The 22798-nt window shown below is 67.9% G+C and carries 31 protein-coding genes; 25 read left to right on the top strand and 6 right to left on the bottom strand.

Annotated elements, in window-relative coordinates:
* The first annotated feature begins 49 nt into the window (after positions 1-49).
* The 24 genes from ACWD3H_RS06555 (at position 50) to ACWD3H_RS06670 (ending at position 16655) form a co-directional block, all read left to right on the top strand.
* Positions 50-487, top strand: a complete 438-nt coding sequence (locus ACWD3H_RS06555) for a hypothetical protein (protein WP_451954275.1) — start codon at positions 50-52, stop codon at positions 485-487.
* A 3-nt stretch (positions 488-490) separates the two neighbouring features.
* The gene (locus ACWD3H_RS06560) at positions 491-955 is read left to right on the top strand and encodes a hypothetical protein (RefSeq protein ID WP_451954276.1); all 465 of its coding nucleotides are present in this window, start codon (positions 491-493) and stop codon (positions 953-955) included.
* 1 nt (position 956) lies between these two features.
* The gene (locus ACWD3H_RS06565) at positions 957-1469 is read left to right on the top strand and encodes a hypothetical protein (RefSeq protein WP_451954277.1); all 513 of its coding nucleotides are present in this window, start codon (positions 957-959) and stop codon (positions 1467-1469) included.
* Complete coding sequence (locus tag ACWD3H_RS06570; RefSeq protein WP_451954278.1) at positions 1466-1846, top strand: phage tail fiber protein; 381 nt, start codon at positions 1466-1468, stop codon at positions 1844-1846. The genes ACWD3H_RS06565 and ACWD3H_RS06570 overlap by 4 nt, the downstream gene beginning before the upstream one ends.
* A 70-nt stretch (positions 1847-1916) precedes the next feature.
* A complete protein-coding gene (locus tag ACWD3H_RS06575; RefSeq protein WP_451954279.1) occupies positions 1917-2774 on the top strand; it encodes a hypothetical protein in 858 nt (285 codons plus the stop codon).
* Positions 2775-2788: 14 nt separating this feature from the next.
* Positions 2789-3826, top strand: coding sequence for a hypothetical protein (locus ACWD3H_RS06580; RefSeq protein ID WP_451954280.1), 1038 nt, complete (start codon positions 2789-2791; stop codon positions 3824-3826).
* A gap of 1 nt (position 3827) precedes the next feature.
* Entirely contained in the window at positions 3828-4217 is a 390-nt protein-coding gene (locus tag ACWD3H_RS06585; RefSeq protein ID WP_451954281.1) for a hypothetical protein, read from the top strand.
* Positions 4218-4234: 17 nt separating this feature from the next.
* Positions 4235-4525 (top strand): hypothetical protein, encoded by a 291-nt coding sequence (locus ACWD3H_RS06590; protein WP_451954282.1) that lies wholly within the window; start codon positions 4235-4237, stop codon positions 4523-4525.
* A 2-nt stretch (positions 4526-4527) separates the two neighbouring features.
* A complete protein-coding gene (locus tag ACWD3H_RS06595; RefSeq protein WP_451954283.1) occupies positions 4528-4986 on the top strand; it encodes a hypothetical protein in 459 nt (152 codons plus the stop codon).
* On the top strand, positions 4983-5300 hold the full coding sequence (locus ACWD3H_RS06600; protein WP_451954284.1) for a hypothetical protein: 318 nt from the start codon (positions 4983-4985) through the stop codon (positions 5298-5300). The genes ACWD3H_RS06595 and ACWD3H_RS06600 overlap by 4 nt, the downstream gene beginning before the upstream one ends.
* Entirely contained in the window at positions 5293-6036 is a 744-nt protein-coding gene (locus ACWD3H_RS06605; RefSeq protein ID WP_451954285.1) for a hypothetical protein, read from the top strand. The genes ACWD3H_RS06600 and ACWD3H_RS06605 overlap by 8 nt, the downstream gene beginning before the upstream one ends.
* Complete coding sequence (locus tag ACWD3H_RS06610; protein WP_451954286.1) at positions 6036-6311, top strand: hypothetical protein; 276 nt, start codon at positions 6036-6038, stop codon at positions 6309-6311. Before ACWD3H_RS06605 ends, ACWD3H_RS06610 begins: the two co-directional genes overlap by 1 nt.
* Positions 6308-6739: a hypothetical protein gene (locus tag ACWD3H_RS06615; RefSeq protein WP_451954287.1), complete on the top strand. Its 432-nt coding sequence runs from the start codon at positions 6308-6310 to the stop codon at positions 6737-6739. Before ACWD3H_RS06610 ends, ACWD3H_RS06615 begins: the two co-directional genes overlap by 4 nt.
* A 3-nt stretch (positions 6740-6742) precedes the next feature.
* On the top strand, positions 6743-7150 hold the full coding sequence (locus ACWD3H_RS06620) for a hypothetical protein (RefSeq protein WP_451954288.1): 408 nt from the start codon (positions 6743-6745) through the stop codon (positions 7148-7150).
* Positions 7151-7152: 2 nt separating this feature from the next.
* Positions 7153-7575: a hypothetical protein gene (locus ACWD3H_RS06625; protein ID WP_451954289.1), complete on the top strand. Its 423-nt coding sequence runs from the start codon at positions 7153-7155 to the stop codon at positions 7573-7575.
* Positions 7576-7718: 143 nt separating this feature from the next.
* Complete coding sequence (locus ACWD3H_RS06630) at positions 7719-10217, top strand: hypothetical protein (RefSeq protein WP_451954290.1); 2499 nt, start codon at positions 7719-7721, stop codon at positions 10215-10217.
* Positions 10214-12958 carry a hypothetical protein gene (locus tag ACWD3H_RS06635; protein WP_451954291.1) on the top strand — a complete coding sequence of 915 codons (2745 nt, stop codon included), beginning with the start codon at positions 10214-10216 and terminating at the stop codon, positions 12956-12958. Before ACWD3H_RS06630 ends, ACWD3H_RS06635 begins: the two co-directional genes overlap by 4 nt.
* Before the next feature lie 13 nt (positions 12959-12971).
* Positions 12972-13892: a hypothetical protein gene (locus tag ACWD3H_RS06640; protein WP_451954292.1), complete on the top strand. Its 921-nt coding sequence runs from the start codon at positions 12972-12974 to the stop codon at positions 13890-13892.
* Positions 13889-14347 (top strand): hypothetical protein, encoded by a 459-nt coding sequence (locus ACWD3H_RS06645; protein ID WP_451954293.1) that lies wholly within the window; start codon positions 13889-13891, stop codon positions 14345-14347. The genes ACWD3H_RS06640 and ACWD3H_RS06645 overlap by 4 nt, the downstream gene beginning before the upstream one ends.
* Positions 14344-14760, top strand: coding sequence for a hypothetical protein (locus ACWD3H_RS06650; protein ID WP_451954294.1), 417 nt, complete (start codon positions 14344-14346; stop codon positions 14758-14760). The genes ACWD3H_RS06645 and ACWD3H_RS06650 overlap by 4 nt, the downstream gene beginning before the upstream one ends.
* On the top strand, positions 14760-15080 hold the full coding sequence (locus tag ACWD3H_RS06655; protein ID WP_451954295.1) for a hypothetical protein: 321 nt from the start codon (positions 14760-14762) through the stop codon (positions 15078-15080). Before ACWD3H_RS06650 ends, ACWD3H_RS06655 begins: the two co-directional genes overlap by 1 nt.
* A gap of 31 nt (positions 15081-15111) precedes the next feature.
* Complete coding sequence (locus ACWD3H_RS06660) at positions 15112-15963, top strand: peptidoglycan recognition protein family protein (RefSeq protein WP_451954296.1); 852 nt, start codon at positions 15112-15114, stop codon at positions 15961-15963.
* A 146-nt stretch (positions 15964-16109) separates the two neighbouring features.
* Complete coding sequence (locus ACWD3H_RS06665; RefSeq protein WP_451954297.1) at positions 16110-16325, top strand: hypothetical protein; 216 nt, start codon at positions 16110-16112, stop codon at positions 16323-16325.
* Between the two features lie 108 nt (positions 16326-16433).
* The gene (locus tag ACWD3H_RS06670) at positions 16434-16655 is read left to right on the top strand and encodes a hypothetical protein (RefSeq protein WP_451954298.1); all 222 of its coding nucleotides are present in this window, start codon (positions 16434-16436) and stop codon (positions 16653-16655) included.
* 135 nt (positions 16656-16790) lie between these two features.
* On the opposite strand, the gene ACWD3H_RS06675 is transcribed toward ACWD3H_RS06670, so the two are convergent.
* From ACWD3H_RS06675 to ACWD3H_RS06685, 3 genes are all read right to left on the bottom strand, one after another.
* Positions 16791-17396 carry a hypothetical protein gene (locus ACWD3H_RS06675; protein ID WP_451954299.1) on the bottom strand — a complete coding sequence of 202 codons (606 nt, stop codon included), beginning with the start codon at positions 17394-17396 and terminating at the stop codon, positions 16791-16793.
* 838 nt (positions 17397-18234) lie between these two features.
* The gene (locus ACWD3H_RS06680) at positions 18235-19008 is read right to left on the bottom strand and encodes a phage antirepressor N-terminal domain-containing protein (RefSeq protein WP_451954300.1); all 774 of its coding nucleotides are present in this window, start codon (positions 19006-19008) and stop codon (positions 18235-18237) included.
* A 9-nt stretch (positions 19009-19017) separates the two neighbouring features.
* Positions 19018-19185 carry a hypothetical protein gene (locus ACWD3H_RS06685; RefSeq protein WP_451954301.1) on the bottom strand — a complete coding sequence of 56 codons (168 nt, stop codon included), beginning with the start codon at positions 19183-19185 and terminating at the stop codon, positions 19018-19020.
* 878 nt (positions 19186-20063) lie between these two features.
* Between ACWD3H_RS06685 and ACWD3H_RS06690 the strand changes: the two genes are divergently transcribed.
* Positions 20064-20642 (top strand): helix-turn-helix domain-containing protein, encoded by a 579-nt coding sequence (locus ACWD3H_RS06690; protein WP_451954302.1) that lies wholly within the window; start codon positions 20064-20066, stop codon positions 20640-20642.
* 186 nt (positions 20643-20828) lie between these two features.
* Here ACWD3H_RS06690 and ACWD3H_RS06695 read toward each other — a convergent pair whose 3' ends face one another.
* The 3 genes from ACWD3H_RS06695 to ACWD3H_RS06705 form a co-directional block, all read right to left on the bottom strand.
* Complete coding sequence (locus tag ACWD3H_RS06695; protein ID WP_451954303.1) at positions 20829-21182, bottom strand: hypothetical protein; 354 nt, start codon at positions 21180-21182, stop codon at positions 20829-20831.
* Between the two features lie 275 nt (positions 21183-21457).
* The gene (locus ACWD3H_RS06700) at positions 21458-21607 is read right to left on the bottom strand and encodes a hypothetical protein (RefSeq protein WP_451954304.1); all 150 of its coding nucleotides are present in this window, start codon (positions 21605-21607) and stop codon (positions 21458-21460) included.
* Between the two features lie 60 nt (positions 21608-21667).
* Positions 21668-22711: a hypothetical protein gene (locus tag ACWD3H_RS06705; protein ID WP_451954305.1), complete on the bottom strand. Its 1044-nt coding sequence runs from the start codon at positions 22709-22711 to the stop codon at positions 21668-21670.
* Between the last annotated feature and the right edge of the window lie 87 nt (positions 22712-22798).

Below are 22798 nucleotides of genomic sequence, written 5' to 3' on the forward strand. Positions count from 1 at the left end.
CGGGTCGGCAGTGTCGCCCCGACAGGCACCACAGACGAAAGGAGCCGTGATGGCTCAGAAATCGCTCGGCAGGCTGTTCAACAGCAGCCCGGCTGCTGACGGGGTGTGGATCAACCTCAAGGACGCGGGCGGGATCGCCTTCCTGTGCTACCTCGCGGGCGCCGCTGGTGACACCTACACGCTGCAGGAGGCCAAGGACGCCGCAGGTACCGGGGCGCAGAACCTCGCCATCCTGACCGAGTACTTCACCAACACCGGCAACGGCTCGGACGCCTGGACGCGGCGCACCCAGGCCGCGGCGGCGACGGTCACCACCGCGGCGGCCGCCACGCAGAACGCGATGGTCTGCGAGGTGGCGGCCACGTCCCTGTCCGACACCTACAAGTTCGTCAAGCTCACCTCGACCGGCAACGGCACGGTCAACGCGGTGACGCGGGACCTGATGACGCAGCGGACGCCGGCGAACCTGCCCGCGATGGGAGTCTGACCCATGTCGACCATGATTCAGGGCGACCAGCTGCGCGCGGTCATGCTCGGCACGAAGGTCGACCGGGCCGCGGCGAACCTGCCACAGACCGCGACCGGGGCGCTGTTCACCGTGACCGGCGGCCGGGTGCTCGTCACCAGCATCGTCGGCAGGGTCACCACCGGCATCCAGGCCCAGGCCAACGCCATCAAGCTCGTGGCCACGCCTTCTGGGTCCGGGGCGGTCAACGACTTGTCGGCCACCGTCGAAAGCAACGGCCTGGCCGTCGGCGGTCTGCTGGGCATCACCGGCCTGGCGGCTGACGCGATGGTGAAGTCCACCGGCGGCGGCGTCTCGAACCTGCGCAACCCGATCGTGGTCGCAGCTGGCGCCATCGGCTTGAACGCCGCGGCCAGCAACACCGGCCAGGTCGAGTGGTCGCTCACCTACATCCCGCTGGACAACGGCGCGACTGTGGTGGCGGCCTGACGTGGCGGCTGGGCGCAGCGAGGCGTGCGGCGGGTCGGTGTGCCCCTTCCTCGACGTCGCGTGCGGCAACGAGACCTGCCGGGCGTTCGCAAACGTCCGGCGGGTGTACCTGCGCCAGGTCGCCTTGGGCGTGGTGGAGATGCCCCACCTGCTGCTGTGCGTGGGGTGCGGGCTGGCCATGCCCGCGCTGGCGTCCTGGCGCGACGCGGCCCAGGACGCGTATGAGGAGGAGAACATGCCGAAGATCACCCGCCATGGCGGGCCTACCAATGCCGCCGAGCGGGAGCATCCGGGCACCGGCGTGCCCACCGAGCCGGTCGAGGCGCCTGCGGACGGCACCGAGCACGAGCTCACCGGGGATGGCTCCGGCGAGGCGCTGCCCCCGGCGGACGAGCCCGACGAGCAGGCCGTCCGCCCAGCGGCGAGGCGGCGCAGCAGGAAGGCGGGGGGAGGAGCGGATTCCTCGCTGGAGGTCACCGCCGAGGCTGAGGTGACCCGAGGGGCGAGCTCGTGACCGCCGGGCTGGCCTCGGCCCACGCGCACGGGCTGCTGAACCTGTTCCGGGGGACGAACTACACCGCGCCGTCGGGCGTGTTCGTCAAGCTCCACACCGGTGATCCCGGGGCGGCGGGCACAGCCAACGCCAGCGCGGTGACGACCCGCAACCAGGTGACGTTCGCCGCGCCGTCGGCCGGGGCGATGGCCTTGTCGTCGCTGGCCGGCTACTCGATGACCGCGACAGAGACGATCAGCCACATCAGCCTGTGGGACGCCGCGAGTGGCGGCAACTTCCTGGAGTCCGCGGCGCTGACCGCGCCGAAGGACGTCACCTCGGGCGACACGCTCACTCTCACCACACTGACCCTGGCGTACACCCCCATCGCCGCCTGACCAGCCGGACGACCGCACCAAGAGAGGAGGGGACGTGGCCGACCGCCACAACGCGTGCATCAACCCGTGCTTGACGAACGATGACACGGGCTGGGCGGGTGAGGCCGCTCCCACTCGTACCGCTGTCTCGGGGTTCGATCGGCCCTTCGCTGCCCGCTATACCTCCGGCACGTTCATCCGCACCCCCGGCGGGCAGGTCACGGCGGGACTGGAGTACACGGTCAGCGTCTACCTGCGGCCGAGCAACTTCTCCGGTGGCGGCACGATCTACTTCGAGTGGTTGAACGCGGGCGGCAGTCCGATCGGGTACCCGAGCTCCAGCTACACGGTCACGTTGAACGTGGTGTCGCGTGCGTCGATTACCGGGATTGCCCCTGTGGGAGCCGCGAGCGTACGTCTGATCTTGGACGGCATCAACTACTCGATCAACACGGTGGACTGCACCATGCTGCTGATCGAGCAGGCCAGCCAGGTTGAGGACTACTTCGACGGCGACAGCCCCGGCGCGACCTGGGATGGTGCGCCTGGATCCTCGGCCAGCACGCTGCCGGGCGGCGCCCAGGTCGAGGGTGAGGTGACGCAGACTCTCATCGCGGCCCTATCAGCGGCCGGGGTGAATACGGCTGTCGGCGCCGCCTCGGCGACCGCCAGCGCCGCGCTGAGCGTGGAGGCCGTGGCTGGGCGCTCAGCGAGCCTCACGGCGGCGGTCGAGGTGCTCGCTGAGGCGACTGTCACCAGGACGCCCACCGTCAGTACCCCCGGTGGGTGGCGGACGCTGCTCGACATCGCCCGGGAGGCGACGGCCGACCGGCAGGCCGAACGGGAGCGCCCGCCGACGGCGTGTCCGAACGACGGCGAACCGCTCCGGTCGGGGCCCGGCGGGGTCTTGCACTGCAGCTTCGACGGATGGCAGTACCCGCGCGACTGAGTGAGGACGTGACGATGAGCATCTGGTATTGCACTCGCGAGGACGTCAAGCGGGCCCTGGACGTCGCGGAGACCGCGCGCACCAACCGCCAGGTGGACCGGGCGATCGAGGCTGCCACCGACGCGATCGAGGGCCGCCTGCACCGCCGCTTCTACCCGTGGACCGGCACCCGGACCTTCGACTGGCCGAACGCGCAGGGGGCGCGGCCGTGGCGGCTGTGGCTCGACCAGCACGAGGTCGTTTCCGTCAGCGAGCTGTTCGCGGGCGGCACGGCCATCGCTCCCGGGGACTATCTGCTTCGGCCGGACGCCGGGCCGCCGTACACCCACGTCGAGCTCAACCTGGCCAGCACGGCGGCGTTCGGCGGCGGCTCCAGCCACCAGCGGAACATCGCCATCACCGGCATCTTCTACTCCGACGACAGCGGGCCGGCCGGGGCGCTGGCCGAGGCGCTCGACGCGTCCGAGACCACAGTCGACGTCACGGACTCCGCTGCGGTCGGGGTGGGCGACATCATCCGGGTGAGCTCGGAGCGGATGATCGTCACCGGGCGGGGCCTGCTCGACACCGGTCAGAACCTCGGGGCGAACCTGGGCGCGTCCGCCGCGGCGGTGATGGTGGCCGTCACCACCGGCTCGGCGTACGCCGTGGACGAGGTGCTCCTGGTGGACGCCGAGCGGATGCTCATCGTCGACATCGCGGGCAACAACCTGATCGTCAAGCGCGCCTGGGACGGCAGCGTGCTGGCCGCGCACACCGCCGGCGCCGACATCTACGCCGCCCGCACCCTCACCGTGGAGCGGGGCGCCCTCGGCACCACCGCCGCGACCCATGAGAGCGCGGCGGCCATCACCCGGCACCTGGTGCCCGGCCTCGTACGCGACCTCGCCATCGCCCTGGCGCTGACGCAGCTGCTGCAGGAGCAGGCCGGGTACGCGCGGGTCGCCGGGGCCGGTGAGAACCAGCGTGAGGCGTCCGGCCGTGGGCTCCGCCAGCTCTGGGACGACGCCACCACCGCCTACGGCCGCAAGGCCCGGATCCGGGGGGTGTGACGTGCTGGAGGTCCACGGGACCGTCGAGATCGAGGGACCGCTCTTCGACGGCCGCGCTGCGGCGGCGCTCGACGACTTCGCCGAGGCCGTCGTCGACGACGTCGCCGAGCAGGGATTTCGCGACATCCACTTCACGCTGCATCGGGTGTTGCGCAACCCGACGGGCTACTACCAGAGCCGCATCCGGAACCGGGCGATCGGATCCGCTCGGGTGCTGTACGACGACCGGGTGATCTATGGGCACTGGCTGGAGGGCACCGGCAGCAGGAACGCGCCCGTCACGCGGTTCACGGGCTACTTCACGTTCCGCCGCGTCGCCCAGCACCTGATCAAGAAGGGGCCCGCCATCGCCCAGGGAACCCTGAAGCGGTACCTGGGGCGCATGCAATGACCACACCTGGAGGACCTGTGCCGTACCTGACCGTGGAGATCCGGACCAAGCCGGAGCACATGACATCCCCGCCGTACATGGCGCTGCTGTCGTGGTGCACGGCGGAATCCATCCCCCTGTCCACCGGGCGCGTGCTGGAGGTCTTCAACGAGGTGCCCGTGCGGCGCGTCCTGCACGTGATCACCCTCGACGAGAACGACGAGTGGGTGCTTGACCCGGAGACCGGGGAGCCCGTCACCACCCCGGACGAGGCCACCGTGTCGTCCCTGCCTCCCGTACAGGGCTACCTCGCACGCGGTAGCGGCTGACCATGTCCCTCGACGCCACGACCATCCTCGACGGCATCACCTCGCACGCCCTGGCGCTGGGCCTGTTCGAGCGAGTCAACAGCCACGAGCCGAAGAACGCGCCCGGGAACGGGCTCACAGCGGCGGTGTGGGTGGACTCCATCGCGCCAGTGCCGACCGGGTCCGGGCTGGCCTCGACGAGCGCCCGGCTGGTGTTCAACGTGCGGATCTACACCGGCGCCGAACAGGAGCCCGCGGACGCGATCGACCCGAACATGCTGGCCGCCACGGATGCGCTGATGTCGGCCTACTCCGGGGACTTCACGCTCGGCGGCAGCGTCCGCAACGTGGACCTGCTCGGCCAGGCCGGAACGTCGCTGAGTGCGCAGGCGGGCTACATCCAGCACGACTCCAAGCTGCTGCGGGTGATGACGCTCGTCGTCCCGGTGATCGTGAACGACGTATGGGAGCAGGTGCCATGAACATCGACGCGACCGGCGACCCGGTCGTCACCGTTACGCCGACCGTTATGGACGGCACCGTCGTCCGCTGGCACCACAGCGTGAGAGACGCCGAGATCCATCGGCCAGTCGTGTCAGCATCCCGACGCGGCGTGGCTATCCATGCCGAGTACATAACCGACGTCCCTGTCGGATGGATCGTGGCCGCCACGCAGGCGTACGAGGCGCTGCTCAACGACCGCCGAGCTGACCTCGGCCACCTGGCCACCCACCGCAACCAGGGCCATCCGAGTGGACCCCTGGTGCCCGTCACGGAGGTGAGCACCGATGGCTAAGCAGAGCGGCATGGGCGACCGGCTGTTCGTCGCTGGCTACAACCTGTCCGGCGACATCGGCAGCCTCGGCCGGATCGGCGGCGGCCCGGCCGCCCTGGACGTCACCGGCATCGACAAGGAGGCCTTCGAGCGGATCGGCGGCCTGCGCGACGGGGCGATCGAGTACAGCGCATTCTTCAACCCGGCGGTCGGCCAGGCGCACCCCCGACTGTCCGCGCTGCCGACGGCTGATCAGGTTGTCACCTACTGCCGAGGGGCGGCGCTCGGTGGCGCGGGTGCGGCGCTGGTCGGTAAGCAGATCAACTACGACCCCACCAGGGGTGCGGACGGGAGCCTCACGGTCGCCGTGCAGGCCCTCGCGAACGGCTACGGCCTGGAGTGGGGGCGGCAGCTCACCGCAGGCGTACGGACCGACACGGGGGCTGCGAACGGGTCATCGGTGGACCACGGGGCGTCGACCGCTCACGGCCTGCAGGCGTACCTTCACGTGTTCGCCTTCACCGGCACCTCGGCCACGGTCAAAATCCAGGAGTCCAGCGACAACGGCGGAGCGGACACGTGGGCCGACGTGGTCGGCGGAGGCTTCACCGCGGCCACCGGCATCACCAGCCAGCGCATCGCCACCGCCGCCGGTCTCACGGTCGAGCGCTACCTGCGGGTCGTGACGACCGGGACCTTCAGCAACGCGCAGTTCGCCGTCCTGGTCTGCCGCAACGAGACGGCGGTGAGCTTCTGATGGCCGTCACGATCCCGTGCACCACCGGCACCGTCGCCCTCTACCAGGAGACCGGCGGCCCCATCGTGGCCGTCCCGGTCGAGGCGTGGGATCTGGTCGGGCTGCCCTACATCGCGGGCGCCAAGGCGCTGGTGGCGGCCGAGAGCCGGGCCGGGTTCCTGCGTCTGGAGCATGCGGCTTGGTCCCCGTCGTCGCAGGGCGCCGCCCGGGCGCCGATCCGCACCGGGCCCCGACCGCCAGCTGTCGAGGGCCGAAAGGAGCGTGAGGGCGCATGAGACCGATCAACCGCATCGCTCCGGCGCTGCCCGTGGGGGCCATGCAGACGTACCGGATCGTCGCCCCGCCGGATCAGCTGGTGCGGGCGGCGTGCGAGCTGGTCGGCTGCGCCGCGTGGCGGCATGGCTGGCAGACCGCCGTCGATGAGTCCACCGAGCTCGGCCGGCGGCAGGCGCACTACATCCGGTACGCCTCGGGGCGGACGCATCGCGAGCAGCGCACCGCGGCCGGGCTGACCGTGTTCCGCTTCGAGCCGCATCAGCGGTGCTTCGCCGACCACCGCACCCGGCCGGAGACCTACCTCGTGCAGGGCGGCGACTGGCGGCAACGCCTGGGCCTGATCCGCCGGCACGTGCGGCCTGCGGACTGGGTGGAGGACTTCGCCGAGCATCAGGCCCGGCTGAACCGAGCGATCGAGAGGGGATAGGTCATGGCCAAAGAGGCAGGCATGGGGTGGACCACGCTGAGCGTGGATGACTCCAGCGGCTCCGTGTGCGCCATCAAAAACGACGTCACCAACTTTGAATTCGCCTCGCCCAGGGGCGTCCAGGATGTGACCGGCGTTGACAAGTCGGCCATGGAGCGGCTGCTCCTGCTGGCCGACTTCAGCATCACGTTGAACGGGGTGTTCAACGACGCCGCCGGTGCCAGTCACGCGGTGTTGAAGACAGTGCCCAGCACGTCGGTGGCGCGCACCGTGACCCTCACGATCTCCGGTCAGACGCTCGCGAACGAGTGCCTGTTCACGGACTACGCGTTGACCAGGGCCGCCGATGGGTCGCTCACGTTCTCGGCGCCTGGCGTCCTCGCCGATGGCACCGTCCCCACCTGGAGCTGACCGTGGGCTACAAGCGCAAGAAGACGTTCAAGCTCACCTGGGCCGACGGCGAGTTCGACGGACTGGAGGTCCGCGCCCGCTCCATCAGCGTTGAGCGGTTCCTGGAGTTCGGGCCGCTACTTGAAGGCGGCCTCTCGGGGGGATTCACGGCGAAGGACATCGAGGAGATGCGGGAGCTGTTCCGTGAGTTCTCGACGGTCCTCGTGGACTGGAACCTGGAGGACGAGGACACCGACGAGCCGGTGCCTTGCACCTTCGAGGGGTTCATCGGCCAGGACATCGCGTTCGTGCGAGAGATCATCTCGACGTGGGCTGAGCACATCGCCGGGGTCGCCGCCCCTTTGGAGCAGCCATCGCCCGATGGCGAGCCGTCCCTGGAGGAATCGCTCCCGATGGAGGTGCTGTCACCGAGCCCGGTGAGCTGATCGAGGCGCGATGGATCCTCGCGCAGTGCCAGCGCTTCGGGTGCCTGCCGAGCCAGCTGCTGGCCGAGGATGCCGGGCTGCTGCGGCTGCTGCGCCTGGAAGAACTGGCCGGACCGGACGACCTGGGAGAGGAGGTGTGACAGGTGGCAAACGAGGTCGAGATCGTCATCACCAGCAAGAACAAGGCGAAGCCCGCGGTCGCGGAGGCGAAGCGCGACGCCGCCGATCTCGGCCGGACGTACCGGGATGTCGGGAAGGTCGGCACCACCGCGTTCGGTCACATCCGTGACGCCCTCACCCGGGGGATGCGCGACGCGATCGCCGATGTCGATGGCGATACCAACCGCCTGTCGAGGGCGTTCCGCAGTGTGCAGGAGTCGGTCACCCGCTCCATGGATCAGACCGCGTCCCGGGTACGGGCCCGCCTGACCGGCATGTTCAGCGAGCGCGACGGCCAGGGCCTGGGTCGCCGCCTTGTGTCTGGCATCGGCGGCGGAATCGCCTCGGGTGCGGGCGCGCTGAAGGGCGCCCTGGGGGCGGCGCTACAGGGCGCGCTGAAGGGCGCCATGTCGATGGTCGTCCCGGCCGTCCTGGCGGGGGTGATCGGGACGGCCCTCGGCCCGATGCTGGGCACGGTGATCAGTGGCGGCATCATCGGCGGAATCGGTGCTGGACTGGTCGGCGCCGGCGCGATGGCGCTGTTCCGTGTCGAGGAGGTCAACAAGGAGTGGTCCAAGGCCGAGCAGAAGCGGGTCGCGGAGTCCAACAAGCAGGCTGAGAAACTGCGCACTCAGTGGCGGGAGACAGGCCGGGACATCGTCGATGGGATGAAGCGGGCGTCTCAGCCGCTTCTGCCGGTGCTGGACACGGTGCGCTCCACCCTGCGGAGTGTGGGACGGGAGTTCGAGCCTGTCATCACCCAAGGAATGAAGATCGCTCAGGGGCCGTTGAAGCGCTTCGTTAAAGATCTTGGTGAGGCGTTTCTACAGCTCAAGCCCGCCGTAGCGCCGATCATGACCACCTTCGGCCAGATACTCGACCAGATCGGCCCGATGCTGCCCGGCCTGTTCGCCGAGATCTCGGATGCCTTCATCAACATGGCCTCCACGGTGTCCGAGAACCGCGATCTCTTCGCGATCGTCTTCGTGACCCTGCTGCGCACCCTCCCCATGGTGATCAACTTCCTGTCCACCCTGACCGGCGCGTTCCGCACCGTCCTGCTCGCCGGGCTGGACTTCTACGACGGGATCCTGGCCGGCGCCCAGGCGCTCATGGAGACCGCCGCGAAGATCCCGGGCCCGTGGCAGGACGCAGCCGCGGCGATGGCCGCGTCGATCCAGCAGACCCGCAACGAGGTGGGCGCCTTCCGGGAAGACGTCGAGAACTTCCCCAAGATCGTCAAGCTCGAGGGAGACATCCGTGACCTCGACGCGAAGGTCGCGAAAGCGAAGAAGCAGCTAAAGGACCCGAACCTCACCAAGACCAGGCGGGCGAAACTCCAGGCCGAGATCTCCCAGCTGCTGGCTGCGAAGCGCCGCGCCCAGGCGGAGATCAACAGCTTGCGGGGCAAGGTCGTGCACGTCACGGTCGCCTACAGCAGCACCGGCCGCTCCATCCTCAACGGCATTCCGTCGCGGGGCGCCTACGACCGGGCGCACGGCGGCATCATCGGCGCCGCCTCCGCGTTCGCCTCCGGCGGAGTGTCCGGCGCGGGCGGGTCCACAGCCCTCGTCGGCGAGCAGGGCCCGGAGCTGGTGCGGCTGCCGTTCGGATCCAACGTCATCCCGGCGGGCACGACCCGCGCCATGTTGTCCAACCAGGGCGGCGGCAGCGGGTTCAACTCCACGTCGATGGCGTTCCGCCAGGCCGGTGGTGGTGGCGGTCTGCGGGAGGTTGTCGAGCCGCTCAAGGACCTCACGAAGGCCCTGCGGGAGATCGTGACCCTGCGAGACGGCATGGACAAGCTCACGTCCGGCATCTTCGGCCAGGAACGTGCCCTGACCGCCTACGAGGCCGCGTGGGATGCCGCCCGCAAGAGCCTGAAGGACAACAAGCGGACCTTGTCCATGACCACGGCGGCCGGGCGGGAGAACCGCGGCGCCCTCCTGGCCCTGGCCGAGGGCGCCCAGGACGTGGTGGTCGCGATGCGGGAGCTGGGCAAGCCGGTGTCCTCGATCGTGAAGAAGATGGCCGAGCAGCGCGCGGAGTTCATCAAGATGGCGCGGGCCATGGGTCTCACCAGCAAGCAGGCCAAAGCGCTGGCTGATCGGTACGGGCTGATCCCGAAGAAGGTCAAGACCGTCCTGGAGACGGAAAGGAAGGACCTCGCCTACAACAAGAAAGCCGAGGCCTACAACAAGAAGCTGGAGGCGGCCCAACCTCGGGCGTCCGGCGGGATCGCCGGCGGCCTGACCCTGCTCGGCGAGCAGGGGCCCGAACTGGTGCGGTTGCCCTTCGGCTCCCAGGTGACCTCGGCCGGGCAGTCCGCGGCGATGCTCGCCGGCGGCGGCGGGAGCGGCGGCCGGGTGGTGCTGGAGATCCGCTCGGGTGGCACCCGTCTGGATGACCTGCTGGTGGAGATCCTGCGACGCGCGGTCCGGGTCCGCGGTGGCGACGTCCAGCTGGTGTTGGGGAGGTCATGATGGCGTTTCCGGAGACCGTGCTGCCGCTGGTGGTCGAGCTGTACGTGGGGGGCACGTGGGTGGACCTCACGGCGCTGGGTCATGTGTACCGGCGCGACATGGCGAACATCTCGCGCGGCCGGGCAGATGAGGCCGCCCAGGTCGACCGCTCGACCGCGACCCTGACCCTGAACAACAGGGACGGCCGCTACTCGCCGAGGAATCCGACCGGGCCCTACTACGGGCAGCTGGCCCGCAACACCCCGATACGGATCGCTGTGGAGCGAGGGCCCACCTACCTTGCCCTGCCCGGCGGGGATGGTGATGAGGCCACCTGCCCCGACTCAGTGGCCACCAGCGTCACCGGGGACATCGACATCCGCATCGACGTCCGGCTCGACGACTGGCGAGACATCGCGGACCTCGCCGCGAAGTTCAAGGTCACCGGTAATCAGCGGTCGTGGGCGTTCTACATGGAAGGCGGGCTGCTAACGCTGGTCTGGTCGGCGAACGGCACAGCGACCATCACCAAGACCGCCACCGCGCTAATACCGGTGCCCGCCTCCGGCCGCCTGGCGCTACGGGTCACGCTGGACGTCAACAACGGCGCCGCGGGGAACACGGTCACGTTCTACACCGCGCCCGACATCTCCGGCTCCTGGACTCAGCTCGGCGATGCGGTGGTCACCGCAGGCACCACCAGCATTTTCAACTCCACGGCCGTGATGGAGGTCGGGGACATCACGGACCTGCCCGGGGGCGGCACGATCGGCAGATGCTACGCCTTCCAGCTGCGCAATGGCATCGGCGGCACGGTGGTCGCGAACCCCGACTTCACGATCCAGACGGCGGGCGCGAGCTCGGTCGCGGACACGGCGAGCTCGCCGAACACCTGGACAATCGCCGGAGGCGCCGAGATCAGCAACCGGCACTACCGGTTCCACGGCGAGGTCAGCAGCTGGCCGCCGCGGTGGGACCTGACCGGGCGGGACGTGTACGTGCCGGTCGAGGCGTCCGGGGTACTGCGCCGACTGACACAGGGCTCGTCGATCCTGGGGTCCGCGCTCTACCGGGGTCGGATCTTCGACACGGCGGGGCTGGTGGCGTACTGGCCGTTCGAGGATGCGGAGGGCTCCACCAGCATGGCCCCTGCGCTGAACCACGGCGCCATGTCCATCACCGGCAGCCCGGAGTTCGCCTCCTTCGACGCCTTCGTCGCGAGCCACCCGATCGTGACCCTCAACGGCGCGGAGCTTCGGGGCCCGGTCCCGCAGTACACCGACACCGGCCTGACCCAGATCCGGTTCCTCATGGCCGTGCCCGCCGGCGGGGCGGAGGACGGCCAGGTCGTGGTGATGTTCTACGGCACCGGCACAGTGCGCCGGTGGGAGGTGTTCTACGGGACAGGCGGAACCCTTGGCCTGCGTGCGTTCGACGGGGTCGGCGGCTCCCTGTTCACCTCCGGCGCGATCTCCTTCGGCGTGAACGGCGAACTCCTCCTGGTCAGCGTGGAGCTGACTCAGAACGGCGCCAACATCGACTGGAACCTCTTGACGCTGGAGCCGGGTGCAGTGTCCGGACTGAGTACCTCCGGGACGCTGGCCGCCAACACCGTGGGAAGGACCGGGACCATCACGGTTTCCCCCGCCGGCGGGATCGCGGACGTCGCGATCGGCCACGTGTCCCTGCAGAACGCGGTGACCACCCTGTTTGACCTCGGCCCGCAGCTGGAGGCGTGGGCTGGGGAGAGGGCCGGGCGGCGGGTGCAGCGGCTCTGCCGTGAGGAGGGCATCGCGTTCCGGCCGATCGGCGATCTGGACGACTCCACGCGGATGGGGGTGCAGCGACCAAACCCGTTGATCACTCTGATTCGGGAGGCCGCCGCCGCTGACGATGGGGTGCTGTTCGAGCCGAGGGACATGCTCGGGTTGGGTTACCGCACCCGCGCCAGCCTCTACAACCAGGTGCCCGCGCTGGCGCTGGACTACGAGGCGCACGAGCTGGCCGAGGCGCCGTCCCCGGTCGACGACGATCAAAATGTCCGCAACGACGTCACCGTGACCCGCGAGGGCGGGAGCTCGGCGCGGACGGTGCTGGAGACCGGCCCTCTGTCCGTACTCGTCCCGCCGGCCGGGGTGGGCCGCTACGACGCCGAGGTCACCGTCAACGTCGAGTACGACCTCGACCTGTTCGACCAGGCGGGGTGGCGGCTGCACCTGGGGACGGTGGACGAGGCGCGGTATCCGACCATCAGCATCAACCTCGCCCACCCCTCGTTCGCCGGAGATGCCACGCAGACGGAGGATGCTCACGAGCTGGAGGTGGGCGACCGCCTCACCATCGCCAACCCGCCTTCCTGGCTCCCGCCGGAGGACATCAGCCAGCTTGCCCAGGGCTACGCCGAGGAGCTCGGCAACTACGAGCACACCCTGGTCATCAACTGCTCGCCGGAGTCGCCCTACCAGGTCGCCGCCTACGACTCCGACCGCTATGGGCCGCACTCCAGCACGCTGGCAGAAGACCTGACGACGACGGAGACCGGCGCGGACGTGGCCACGACCGTGGGCCCGCTCTGGACTACCTCAGGCGCAGAGTTCCCGTTCGACGTGATGATCGGCGGCGAGCGCATGACGGTCACCGCGATCTCCGGCAGCTCCAGCCCGCAGACCCTCACTGTCGTGCGCAGCGTCAACGGTGTCGTCAAAACCCACTCCACCGGCGCCGCCGTCCAGCTGTTTCGCCCAGCCATCTACGCACTCTGAAGGGAGGAGACCCATGCCGGACACCCTCATCGGCGCCAAGATCCGGCCGAACGACTTCCCGCGGGCGGTGACCGCGTCCGACAGCACAGCGATCAACGACATCAGCAGCACGTCGTTCATCGTCGGATCCCCGGTCGTGTCCGCGACGTTCGTCGCGCCCACGTCTGGCGCGGTGCTGCTGTCTGTGGGCCTGTCCGCGCGAGATAACGGCGGCATCAACCGTGTGCACCTCGCGCCGGAGGTTCGCGTCGGCAGCTCCGGCGGCAGCGTGGTGCTGTCCGCGGACGTCACCACCCGAGGCGTCGGCACCCCCGGTGAGATCACCTCGTTCATCTACCGGTCCCGGACGACGCTGCTGACCGGCCTTACCGGCGGCACCACCTACTACGTGCAGACCATGCACAAGGTGTCCGGCGGGTCGACGGCGGACCTGCAGCAGCGCGATCTCACCGTCTGCCCGACCCCGCTCGGAGGCAACTACGCCGGCCAGACCGTGAAGGCCCTGGACTTCCCTCCGCCGAAGTGGAGCCAGGACATCACCGCCATCGCGAACCCGGCCAACACCAGCTACATCGCCGGGTCACCTGCGGTCGAGCTGACGTTCGTCGCGCCGACGTCGGGCCGGGTGCTGATCATCGTCGGCGGAGGGATGGGCAACTCCGCAGGCGCCGACAGGATCTCCCTGTCCCCGGAGGTCCGGGTCGGAACCTCGAGCGGCGCGGTGGTCCTGGTGCCCGGAGTCACCAGCCGGGGGTGGGGATCCGACAACTGCTCATCCGGGCACACCTACGGCTCCCGCGAGTCCGTGCTGGAGGGCCTGACGCCGGGGGTGGTGTACTACGCGGTCGTCAAGTACGTGGTGCAGGTGCCCGACGCTGGGACGACTACGGCTGACATCGCGTGCCGAGACATCACGGTGGTGCCGATCCCATGACCGCGGCAGACAACACCTTGCGGCCGAGCGGCCAGACGGCGTTCTTCCACGAGGACACCATCCTGGCCAATCTGGTGAGCACCGCGTACGAGACCGGGTCGCCAGAGGTCGGCGTGTACTTCGTCGCCCCGCCGTCCGGCCGGGTCCGGCTGACGATCGGCGGCGGATTCCGAGACAACGGCGCCAGCGCTCGAGACAGGGTCTTCCTGGCCCCTCAACTGTTCCGAGACAGCAGCGCGGGAACGGAGGTCCTGGCCCCGTCCGTGACCGTCCGCGGCTATGGGTCTGCGGCCGAGAACACGGAGTTCCAGTACGGCAGCCGGGTGAGCCTGCTCGATGGGCTGTCCCCGGGCGTCCTGTACTACATCCGCACCCAGCACCTCACCAGCGCTGGCACCGACCCCGACACGGCTGACATCGCCTCGCGCGACATCATCGTCATCCCGATGCCATGAATAGAGCGCTCACGTGGTGGCAGGGTCTACGGCACCGGATCGGGCATCGAGGGGCGGCGCTGTGCTTCTTCGCGCTGGTCGACCTCGTGTTCGCCGTCAGCCTCGCCAGCGCACCCGCTGAGACGCGCGCTCTGCCGTCGTACGCGTTCCTGGCCACCATCCTGCCGCTGCGGGCGTGGGCGGCTCTGTGGGCCATGGTGGGCCTGCTCTGCCTCGTCCAGACGGTCATGACCGAGGACCGCCCCGCGTTCATCGCCGCGTCTTGGCTGAAAGTCGGCTGGGGCTGCCTCTACCTCACAGGATTCCTGCTCGGCGAGATTCCTCGCGGCTACGTCTCTGCGGTCATCTGGTTGAGCTTCGCGGGATTCGTCGCCGTGATCTCTTCCTGGCCTGAACCACCGCGGCGGCCGTAATGGATCCGACCTCCGTCCTCGTGGCCGCGATCGGCGCGATCGCGAGCATCGTCGCGGCCATCTACACCGCCCGGACCACGGCCCGCACCAGCCAGACGAAAACCGAGGCCGACGAGCGCACCGCGCTCCGACAGATCGAGGCCGGCGCCTACGACCGTGCGAAGGCCTTCTACGAGGCCACTCTGACGCGGATGCAAGCCGAGATCGATCGGCAGGCCGCGCAAATCAACGCATTGCAACGGCAGGTCGCGCGGCTGACCCGGCAGGTCAGGGACGCCGGGCTGGTGCCCGTGACGAGCAGTGAGGACGACAGCCCATGAAGACCGTGAACCTGGAGAACCTGGAGGACTGATGCCGTACCTCACTCAGCTCGCCGACGTCGCTCGACGGACCGGCTACCCGGTCACCGAGGTCCTCGGGTGGCGCACCCGCGGCCACGGCCCCCAACCGGAGGTCGACGGCGTTGTGTGTCACCACACCGCGGGGTGGGGCGACATGCATGTGGTCCGCGACGGGCGGCCGGGACTGGCCGGGCCACTGTCGCAGATCTGGCTACGGCGCGACGGCAGGATCTACGTCGTCGCCGCCGGGCGGTGCTGGCACAACGCGCCCAGCACATCGCTGGGCCACACCAACGGGCACTCGATCGGCATCGAGGCCGAGAACGACGGCAAGACGCCATGGCCGGCCGTCCAGCTCGACTCCTACCGGAAGCTGTGCGCCGAGCTCTGCAAGGAGTTCGGCCTGTCGGCCTCGGTGGTGAAGGGCCACAAGGAGGTCAACGCCTCCAAGCCCGACCCGCACTCGATCAACATGACCACCTTCCGGGCCGAGGTCGCCCGGCTCATGAGCGGAGAAGACATGCCGACCGCGAAAGAGATCGCCGACGCCGTGTTCGAGCGGTTCACCCACACCGTCACCGAGGACGTCTGGGCGGCCAAGGAGAAGATCCTGGAGCCGGGGCAGAAGATCGACCCCAAGAGCGCGTTCCGGCAGATCTGGGCCTACGGCAAAGACGGCTACGCCCGGAACCGGGAGATCCTCGCCCGGCTCGACGCGCAGTCCGCGACCATCCGTGAGCTGGCCGTGGCGCTGGCGGCCCGCGATGACGAGATCGACGTGGACGCCCTGATGGCGCGGATCGAGGCGGCGATCGAGGGGATCACCGTCCGCCTGGAGGTCAGCAGCCCCGCCGCGCCGTGATCGAGGGTGCGCTCCTCGCCTACCTGGTTGCTGTCGCCCAGCGCGACGAGGAACCCGATTTCATGCCAGCGAATATGCCGCCACCGTCTGACCAGCTCGAACGCGGGCGGGTTTCAGAAATCCCACCTCAGATGAGGGAGCAAAACATGAAGATCGGAAGTATGGCCAAGTCCATCGTCGGCGGTGTCGCGGCGGGCACGGCGTCGCTCGTCACCGCCGTCGACGACGGCGTCATCGTGTACGGCGAGTGGGTGACCATCGCGCTGGCAGTGCTCGGCGCGCTGGGCGTCGTGTACGCCGTGCCGAACGCCGTGAAGTCCGACCCACCCCAGGCCGCGCGCGGCCCGTACCCGATGGGCTGACCTGCCTGTTCGCATCCCGGACGAGGGGTGGAAAAACGGAGCCTGCGCTAAGCGCACCGGATGGTGCATGGTGCACCCGCCTATCCGATCTAGATAGCGGGAGACGCCATGGGCGCCCAAGAAGAAAAGCTGCACGAGTTGTGGGAAGCGGTGCGCCACGTCGCCAACTTCATGGAGTGCGATCCGACCGAGATCCAGAAACTGGGAGACGAGTACCGGCAGGAAGGGTGGGGTGATTGGACAGACCCCGCCAACCTTCTCCTGCTGTCCTTGGGCAAGATCGCCCTACGGCAGCTGGTCCGAGCCAACCCGGACTATCAGCCTGAGTAACTACTTGTCTGCCCCTGCCCTCGGAGAGGGCAGGGGCGCTCCTCGTTGTGAGGGGTCGAACGTGAAGCGCCCCGTCTGGCTTTCGAACCGGGCGGGGCACCTCATCGCCATGCAGCAGGTCCTCGGGCTTGCGGCCTACAGCTGCTCGGCGTGTTGAAGCTGGTGTAGCAGGCCAGCGATTTCTTCAGGAGTGACGTGTAGGGCACCTGATCGGCCGGCGGCCCGCAATGCCCGTATCCGCTTGTAGGTCGACGTCTTCGGTGAAGCAATGAACTTCAGTGAACCGTCCGTATCGGATTCGGCAGTGTGGGCGCCTCGTATGCCGGTGATCATGTAACGGCCCCGGATGACGAACATCTCATACATCACCGTGGTGATCCGCGCTCCGGCCGATAGATCGGCACGAGCCTCGGCTCTGTCCGCCTCGGTGGTGCGGTAGATCGTCATCTCCCTCTCCCCCCATGATGGTTTGCTCACCTGTAGCAGCATGCCGTCATGCCAAAGCACCGCGTCCGGAGGTATTGCCTTGGCTGCTGCCTGTAGCGCGCGTAGCTGCTGGGGATCGGCGAAGGTGGCCGTACTGTGGTGCAGCCAGTAGGCAAACCAGATGCAGAAGCTGGCGGCGACGACAACCGGCCACATGCGAGGCCGGTCCAGTGCCGCGGCCAGTCCGGCCAGTGTGAACATGGCCAGGGTGATCGCCATACGCCAGGCCACGGCGCGGGCGTGGAAGGTGCTCATCGTGCACCTGTATGAGCCCAGATGGGGCTGGGGTTGGTAGCTCCGGCGAGGCGGCTGTGACTTCGGGGGGTGCGGTTGTACTGGTCGCGCCTTTCGGAAAGCGGCATCGGTTTCCTCTCGGGGAGTCGGGTGTGGTGGCCCGGCCCCACCCTCGCGGGGGCCGAACTTCAGGGACCACTGTGCGTATCGGACGTATCACGCGTAGCGCCGGTTGTCATGTATAACGGACTGGCATAACCAGCGCTGGCAACCGAGCCGATTCACCCCCGCCTCCGGGAGCCTTCCCCGTACGCTGGCCTGGTACGGCCCCCTCCCCTGGGGACGATGCTGCAGCTGACCCGCCCTGCGGGAACACGGAAGCCCCGCCGCTCTTCTGAGCGGCGGGGCTTTTTCGCATTTCCAGGTCGCTCTACGACCTTGCCGCGTCGGGCGTCTCCGCAGTGTTGGTGAGCGTGATCCTGATGGGCAACCCGGATCCGGCGAGTACGTCGACGTCGGCTGCGTCCGTGGCGAACCCGGCCCCGAGCAGAATGAGTCCTGCCAGAACTGCCAGAGCGAGGCGCTTCCCAAGTCGGGCTGTCGCAGTCATGTGACCTCCGAAAAATAGGTATCGGCTGCCCATAATTAGCGGTGTGACTTGCAATCGGCTGGTGAGCGACTGAGCAGCAGGCCCCGGCTCCCCCTCGCGGAGCCGGGACACGATCATGGGACGCATCAGGAGTCCCACGGGTTACCGGTCATAGCAGGACAGTATGGGCAGCAGAAAGCCCCCGCCCAGAAGGGGACGGGGGCAGACTTCCCTACGTCTTGAAGTGGATGCCGGGAGGCAGTGAGCGGGTTAGACGACGGCGAGCGCGCTGTACACCTGGTCAAAAAGTGGTCTATGCCGCTCCTGGTACTGGGCCACAGACACCAGGTGCCTGCCTACGAGGTCCTCGATCTGCGGCGGAACCTCGTTGTACATCGAGAGGTAGAGCTGCTTGAGTGACTTGCCGAACTGCGGGGCGACGCTCCTGATGGTAGATCCGGGGAGCCCCTTGCTCTCCAGGTACAGGGAGACGGTGAGCGGCTTGGTCAGCGGGTCGAACTGGGGAGTCTCTCCCATGAGGCGTCCGGTGAGGCGCCTGCTGCAAGCGTCCCAGTAGCCGCGGTCTCCGACGCCGGCCCCGGCGAGGATGGCGATGACCTCGGCGGCGCCCTTGGCGCGCTGGATGTCTTCGCTGAGCTCGTCGAGCTGGCTGGCGGTGGCACGCGGGTTGATGGCGCCGCCCTGGGTCCAGTAGTTGCGCAGAGCCTGGGCGGATTCCTTCTGGTAGGCGATGACGATCGGACGCGCGCCCTCGTTGACCTTGTTCTCATCGATGTTCGCGAGCAGCATCGACCACGTGTCAAGGCCCACGCTGTCCATCAGGCGCGTCTTGCCGTCAGCGGCAACCGTTGGTGTCTGCCCAACGGTTGCCCATGACCTGCGCTGAAGCTTCGTGTACTGGGCGGACCAGTCCAGGCCCATGCCGGTGATAGTGGGCTTGAGGATGACGACGGGCTCGCCGCCATCGTCGAGAGCGGTGTGGAGGTATCCGCCGTGGAAGGGGATCTTGACGATGTCGGTCATTGTGGCCACCTACGCCTGGGCCTGGTCGGCTAGTGCCTCGGCCATGAGGGCCTGGACCCACTCGATGTACCAGTCCAGGGGGACGGCGCGAGTGCCAGGCGTGGGGCGAACGCTCTTGATCTCGCCGGAGTCGAGCATCCGCGTGATCGTGGCAGTGCTCAGACCGGTCTCAGTCACGAGGTGTGTCACCCGCATGAGGGAAGGGAGCTGGGCGAGACGGGCCGAAATGTAGGCGGCCTGAAACGGCTCGCCCTTTCGGGACACCTCGGGACGAAGAGAGATCCGGGGTTCACCCTCCACGGATGCATGCGTAGAATCGGCGATGGCTCTGGCAGGCATAGCTATGCCTTTCCTTGGATTAGAGACCTGAGGTGGAGCTGCTGGCCCTCAGCGGGAACACGTGCGGCGGTAGGAGCGGGAACTCCGACCACTGCACCCCACTGAGGGCTAAATCTTTTGGCGTCACACGATGAACATGGAAAGCATGGTCACCTAGCGCCACTGACATTGAACCCCGTCCCGACCATGAGAGCAAGTCGGATCAGCGTCGGAGGCTGTGCGGTACGTTGCGGTCCTGGGACATATTGGCACGGTTGAGCATGCGTAGTGTTCGCACACGCATCGTAGTTCTCCGTAGTTTCTCGTAGTCCTCCGTTGTTTTCCGTTGTCTGGCGTGCCGGATAGTGCCGGATAGTGTCGCAACACTGCGCACGCATGCGCACCCCTGACCACGAAGATGCGCGAACCCGCGTCGTCGCAGGCAGTTGCGGGAAACTGTAGGAAACATCGCGGGGCATCGTGGCTGACGATGGTGCCGCATCTTATGACAGGTTCGTTTCCTGTCTCCGCAAGATCGTTCGCGTGGGCCGGCTGTTCTCCTATGATCTCCATGCCGCTGTCACCAGCGCTTATAGCTGTGCACAAGTCATACTCTCCTTGCGTGGACGCATGACGGAGCCCTACCCTTAAATGCCTGAGCCTGTCTCAATCTGTCTGAACCTGTAATGGTCCAGTCATTCCTAAGATGTTCCCGACGAGTCATAGGGGGCGCCTCCGTGGAGGCCACCAACACCCAGTTCACCGACTGGGTCACCGCCACCAGCCGAGGGCTGGGATACAAGACGGATGCCCAACTAGCTGCAGCGATAGGCGTTCAGCAGTCCACCATCACCCGCTGGCGCACTGAGGGAAGCCAGCCCCAGATCAAGCACCTCGTCGCCCTCGCCCGGGTCTTCGGAATGAAGATCGGGCCGCTCCTCGCCATGTCCGGCCACGTCCCGCCTGAACTGCTGAACGACGCCGAGCTCCCTGCGCCGGCCGTCACGGAGACCGTTCGACGCATCCAGGACTCGTCCTTGAACGATCGGCAGAAGAAGCATTTGCTGGACTACTGGGAGCGGAGGCTCACCGATGAGCGTGAACGCCTCTGGAAGGTGATGGACCTGACGGAGGAAGCCGAGAGGGCGACGAGTAGGAAGATCGTCAGCGACAAGTTCCAGCAGGCCCTGTTTGCCCTGACGAGCTCCAACCTCAACGCTCACATCTTCACGCTCTTGTCCAACCTGTTCACGCTCGACGTCTCTCCGAAGCGGCGGGCGACGAGAGGCCGTACCAGGGAGACTGCGGAGGGATGAGCGCGAGCTGTCTTTCTTGTAGGTGAGGGGCGCGCTGCCCAGGTCGGCGGAGAGGGGGCGTGGGAGGCTACTCCCCGCCTTCGCCCCGCATGATCGCCGCATCCTCCTCGCTCCCGCCCGAACCTAAAACGACGAAGCCCCGCCCGTCCTCCGTAGAGGGCGGGCGGGGCGTTGTTGGGTTCAGGGCTAGTACTCGTAATTCACCGTGACGCGGTCTTGAGCTCCGCCGCTCGCGGGATAGGTGCCTCCGTGCAGGGTGTGCTTGACGGTGATCGTGCCCCTAGGGTCCAGGCCACTGAAGGTGTAGACCCACAGTCCCAGGCTGCTGTTGAGGTCGAATGGGCCTGTGCACTTGTAGTCAATGGTGGCGCCCGGTTCCTGATAGCAGAAGTCGACCGTCTCGGCGACCCTGCCGTTGGAGTAGGACTGGACCAGCATGGATGTGCGGGTGATCTGCCCGTCGCTCGGGGCGTTTGCGTTACTGAAGTAGGTGATGGCGTCGCCGCCGTCAGAGGTGATCGTGCCGTGAGGTTGATACACGGTCCACGACCCGGTGGTTGCCGCAGACGCGGGTGGGGCGACGATGGTCGAGGCGATGAGCGCTGAGCCGAAAAGGGCGGCGGAAAGTAAGCGTCTGAACACGAGCCCTCTCAAGGGGGTAGGTGCAGGACGCTAATGAGACGACTGCCGGTGATGCCGGGTTGCAAAATGTCCAGATGTGGACATTTGTATTCGCTTTGCGTAGGGAATGTTGTAGTGCCTGATTAAGCAGGTTTTGCCTCACCTTTCGGGGCGGTGGGACTTTTGGGTTGTTCTCAGCCCTGCTCGCCCCCCGGGTTCATGGTGGCCGCCGCATCCTCCTCGCTCCCACCCGCGGCGAGCGTCAACCGGGCACGGGCAGCGTCGGAGTCGAGGCGGGCCGTAGCGCGGATGGCGGCGTTCAGCTCAGGGTCCTTGCCGCCCATGTTCGCAGGCCAGGCTGATTGTGTGCAGCCGGATCGATGAGCGGCCCTCGTCGTGGGCGGTCACGTCTCGGAGGAGACCTCGACCCGATGCGCCTGGCGAACGTTTGGCTTGGTGAAGAACAGCAGGATCGTCCCCGTCAGGTAGAGGAGCCCGGCCACGCCCGTTAGCCACAGGACCATGTCCGAGTACCGGGGCACATCCTCTAAGGCCTCTATCCCCACCAGCAGCGGGCCGTAGTAAAGACAGAACGCCGTGTACGGTGCGAGACTCAGCGCCGCGACGGCCCGCACCCCTGCGGTCCCGCCTCGCCGCCACGCCAGGACCGCCACGGCCAGCGTGATCACAACAGCCGCGGTGTAGCCCCACATGTACCACTGGAGGTTGCCCTTGACCACCGGCCGAGCCGCCATCTCCCGCTGCAGGACAATCGGGAGGACGAAGGCGACTACCGCGATCACCAGCTTGCACACGGACGCCGCCAGCAGGCACATGGCGGCCCACCCCGCACGCCGCTTCCTCCATCCCCGCACCGCCGCACCCTCACCTTGTGCGTCGATGACGGCGTCCCCGGCGAGTTCGTCCGGTGTCCCGCCCTCGCAGCCCTCGCCCTCCCGGAGACTCGGTGCGGCGAGGAAGAGCAGGGCCACCCCCACGAGGTAGAGAAGCCCGGCCGCCCCCGCCAGCAAGCGGATCATGTCCGAGTACAAGGTCCCATGCAAATGGTCCGAGATCCGCCCCGGCAGCTGGGCGTACCACTCGTCCAACGACGACCACCCCAGCACGCCGAAGACAAGATAGAACACCGCGTACGGTATGAGGCTCAACGCGGCGGCGGCCCGCATCCCTACAGTCCCGCCTCGCCACCAGGCCAGAACTGCCAGGACCAGCGTGATCACACCGGTTGCGGCGTAGGCCCACACGCAGCCCTGAAGGGAGGACACCGCGCTCTCCAAGGAGGAGTATTCCGCAACACTGTCGCGTTCGCTCTGGACTGTCAGCTCCAACTGAAGCCCAGGCAGCAGGGTGAGGGTGCCAGCCGCGACCACCAGCTCGCCCACGGCCGCCGCGAACAGGCACACGACAGCACCTCCCGGAGCCTTCATTCGTTCCCCTTTCGTCGCTGGGTTTCGAGCATGGGGAAAGCGGCTTGTGGGGCGCTTGTGGATCACTGCGCTTGTGGATCTCCCGCC

It is taken from the genome of Streptosporangium sp. NPDC002607 (assembly GCF_053592655.1).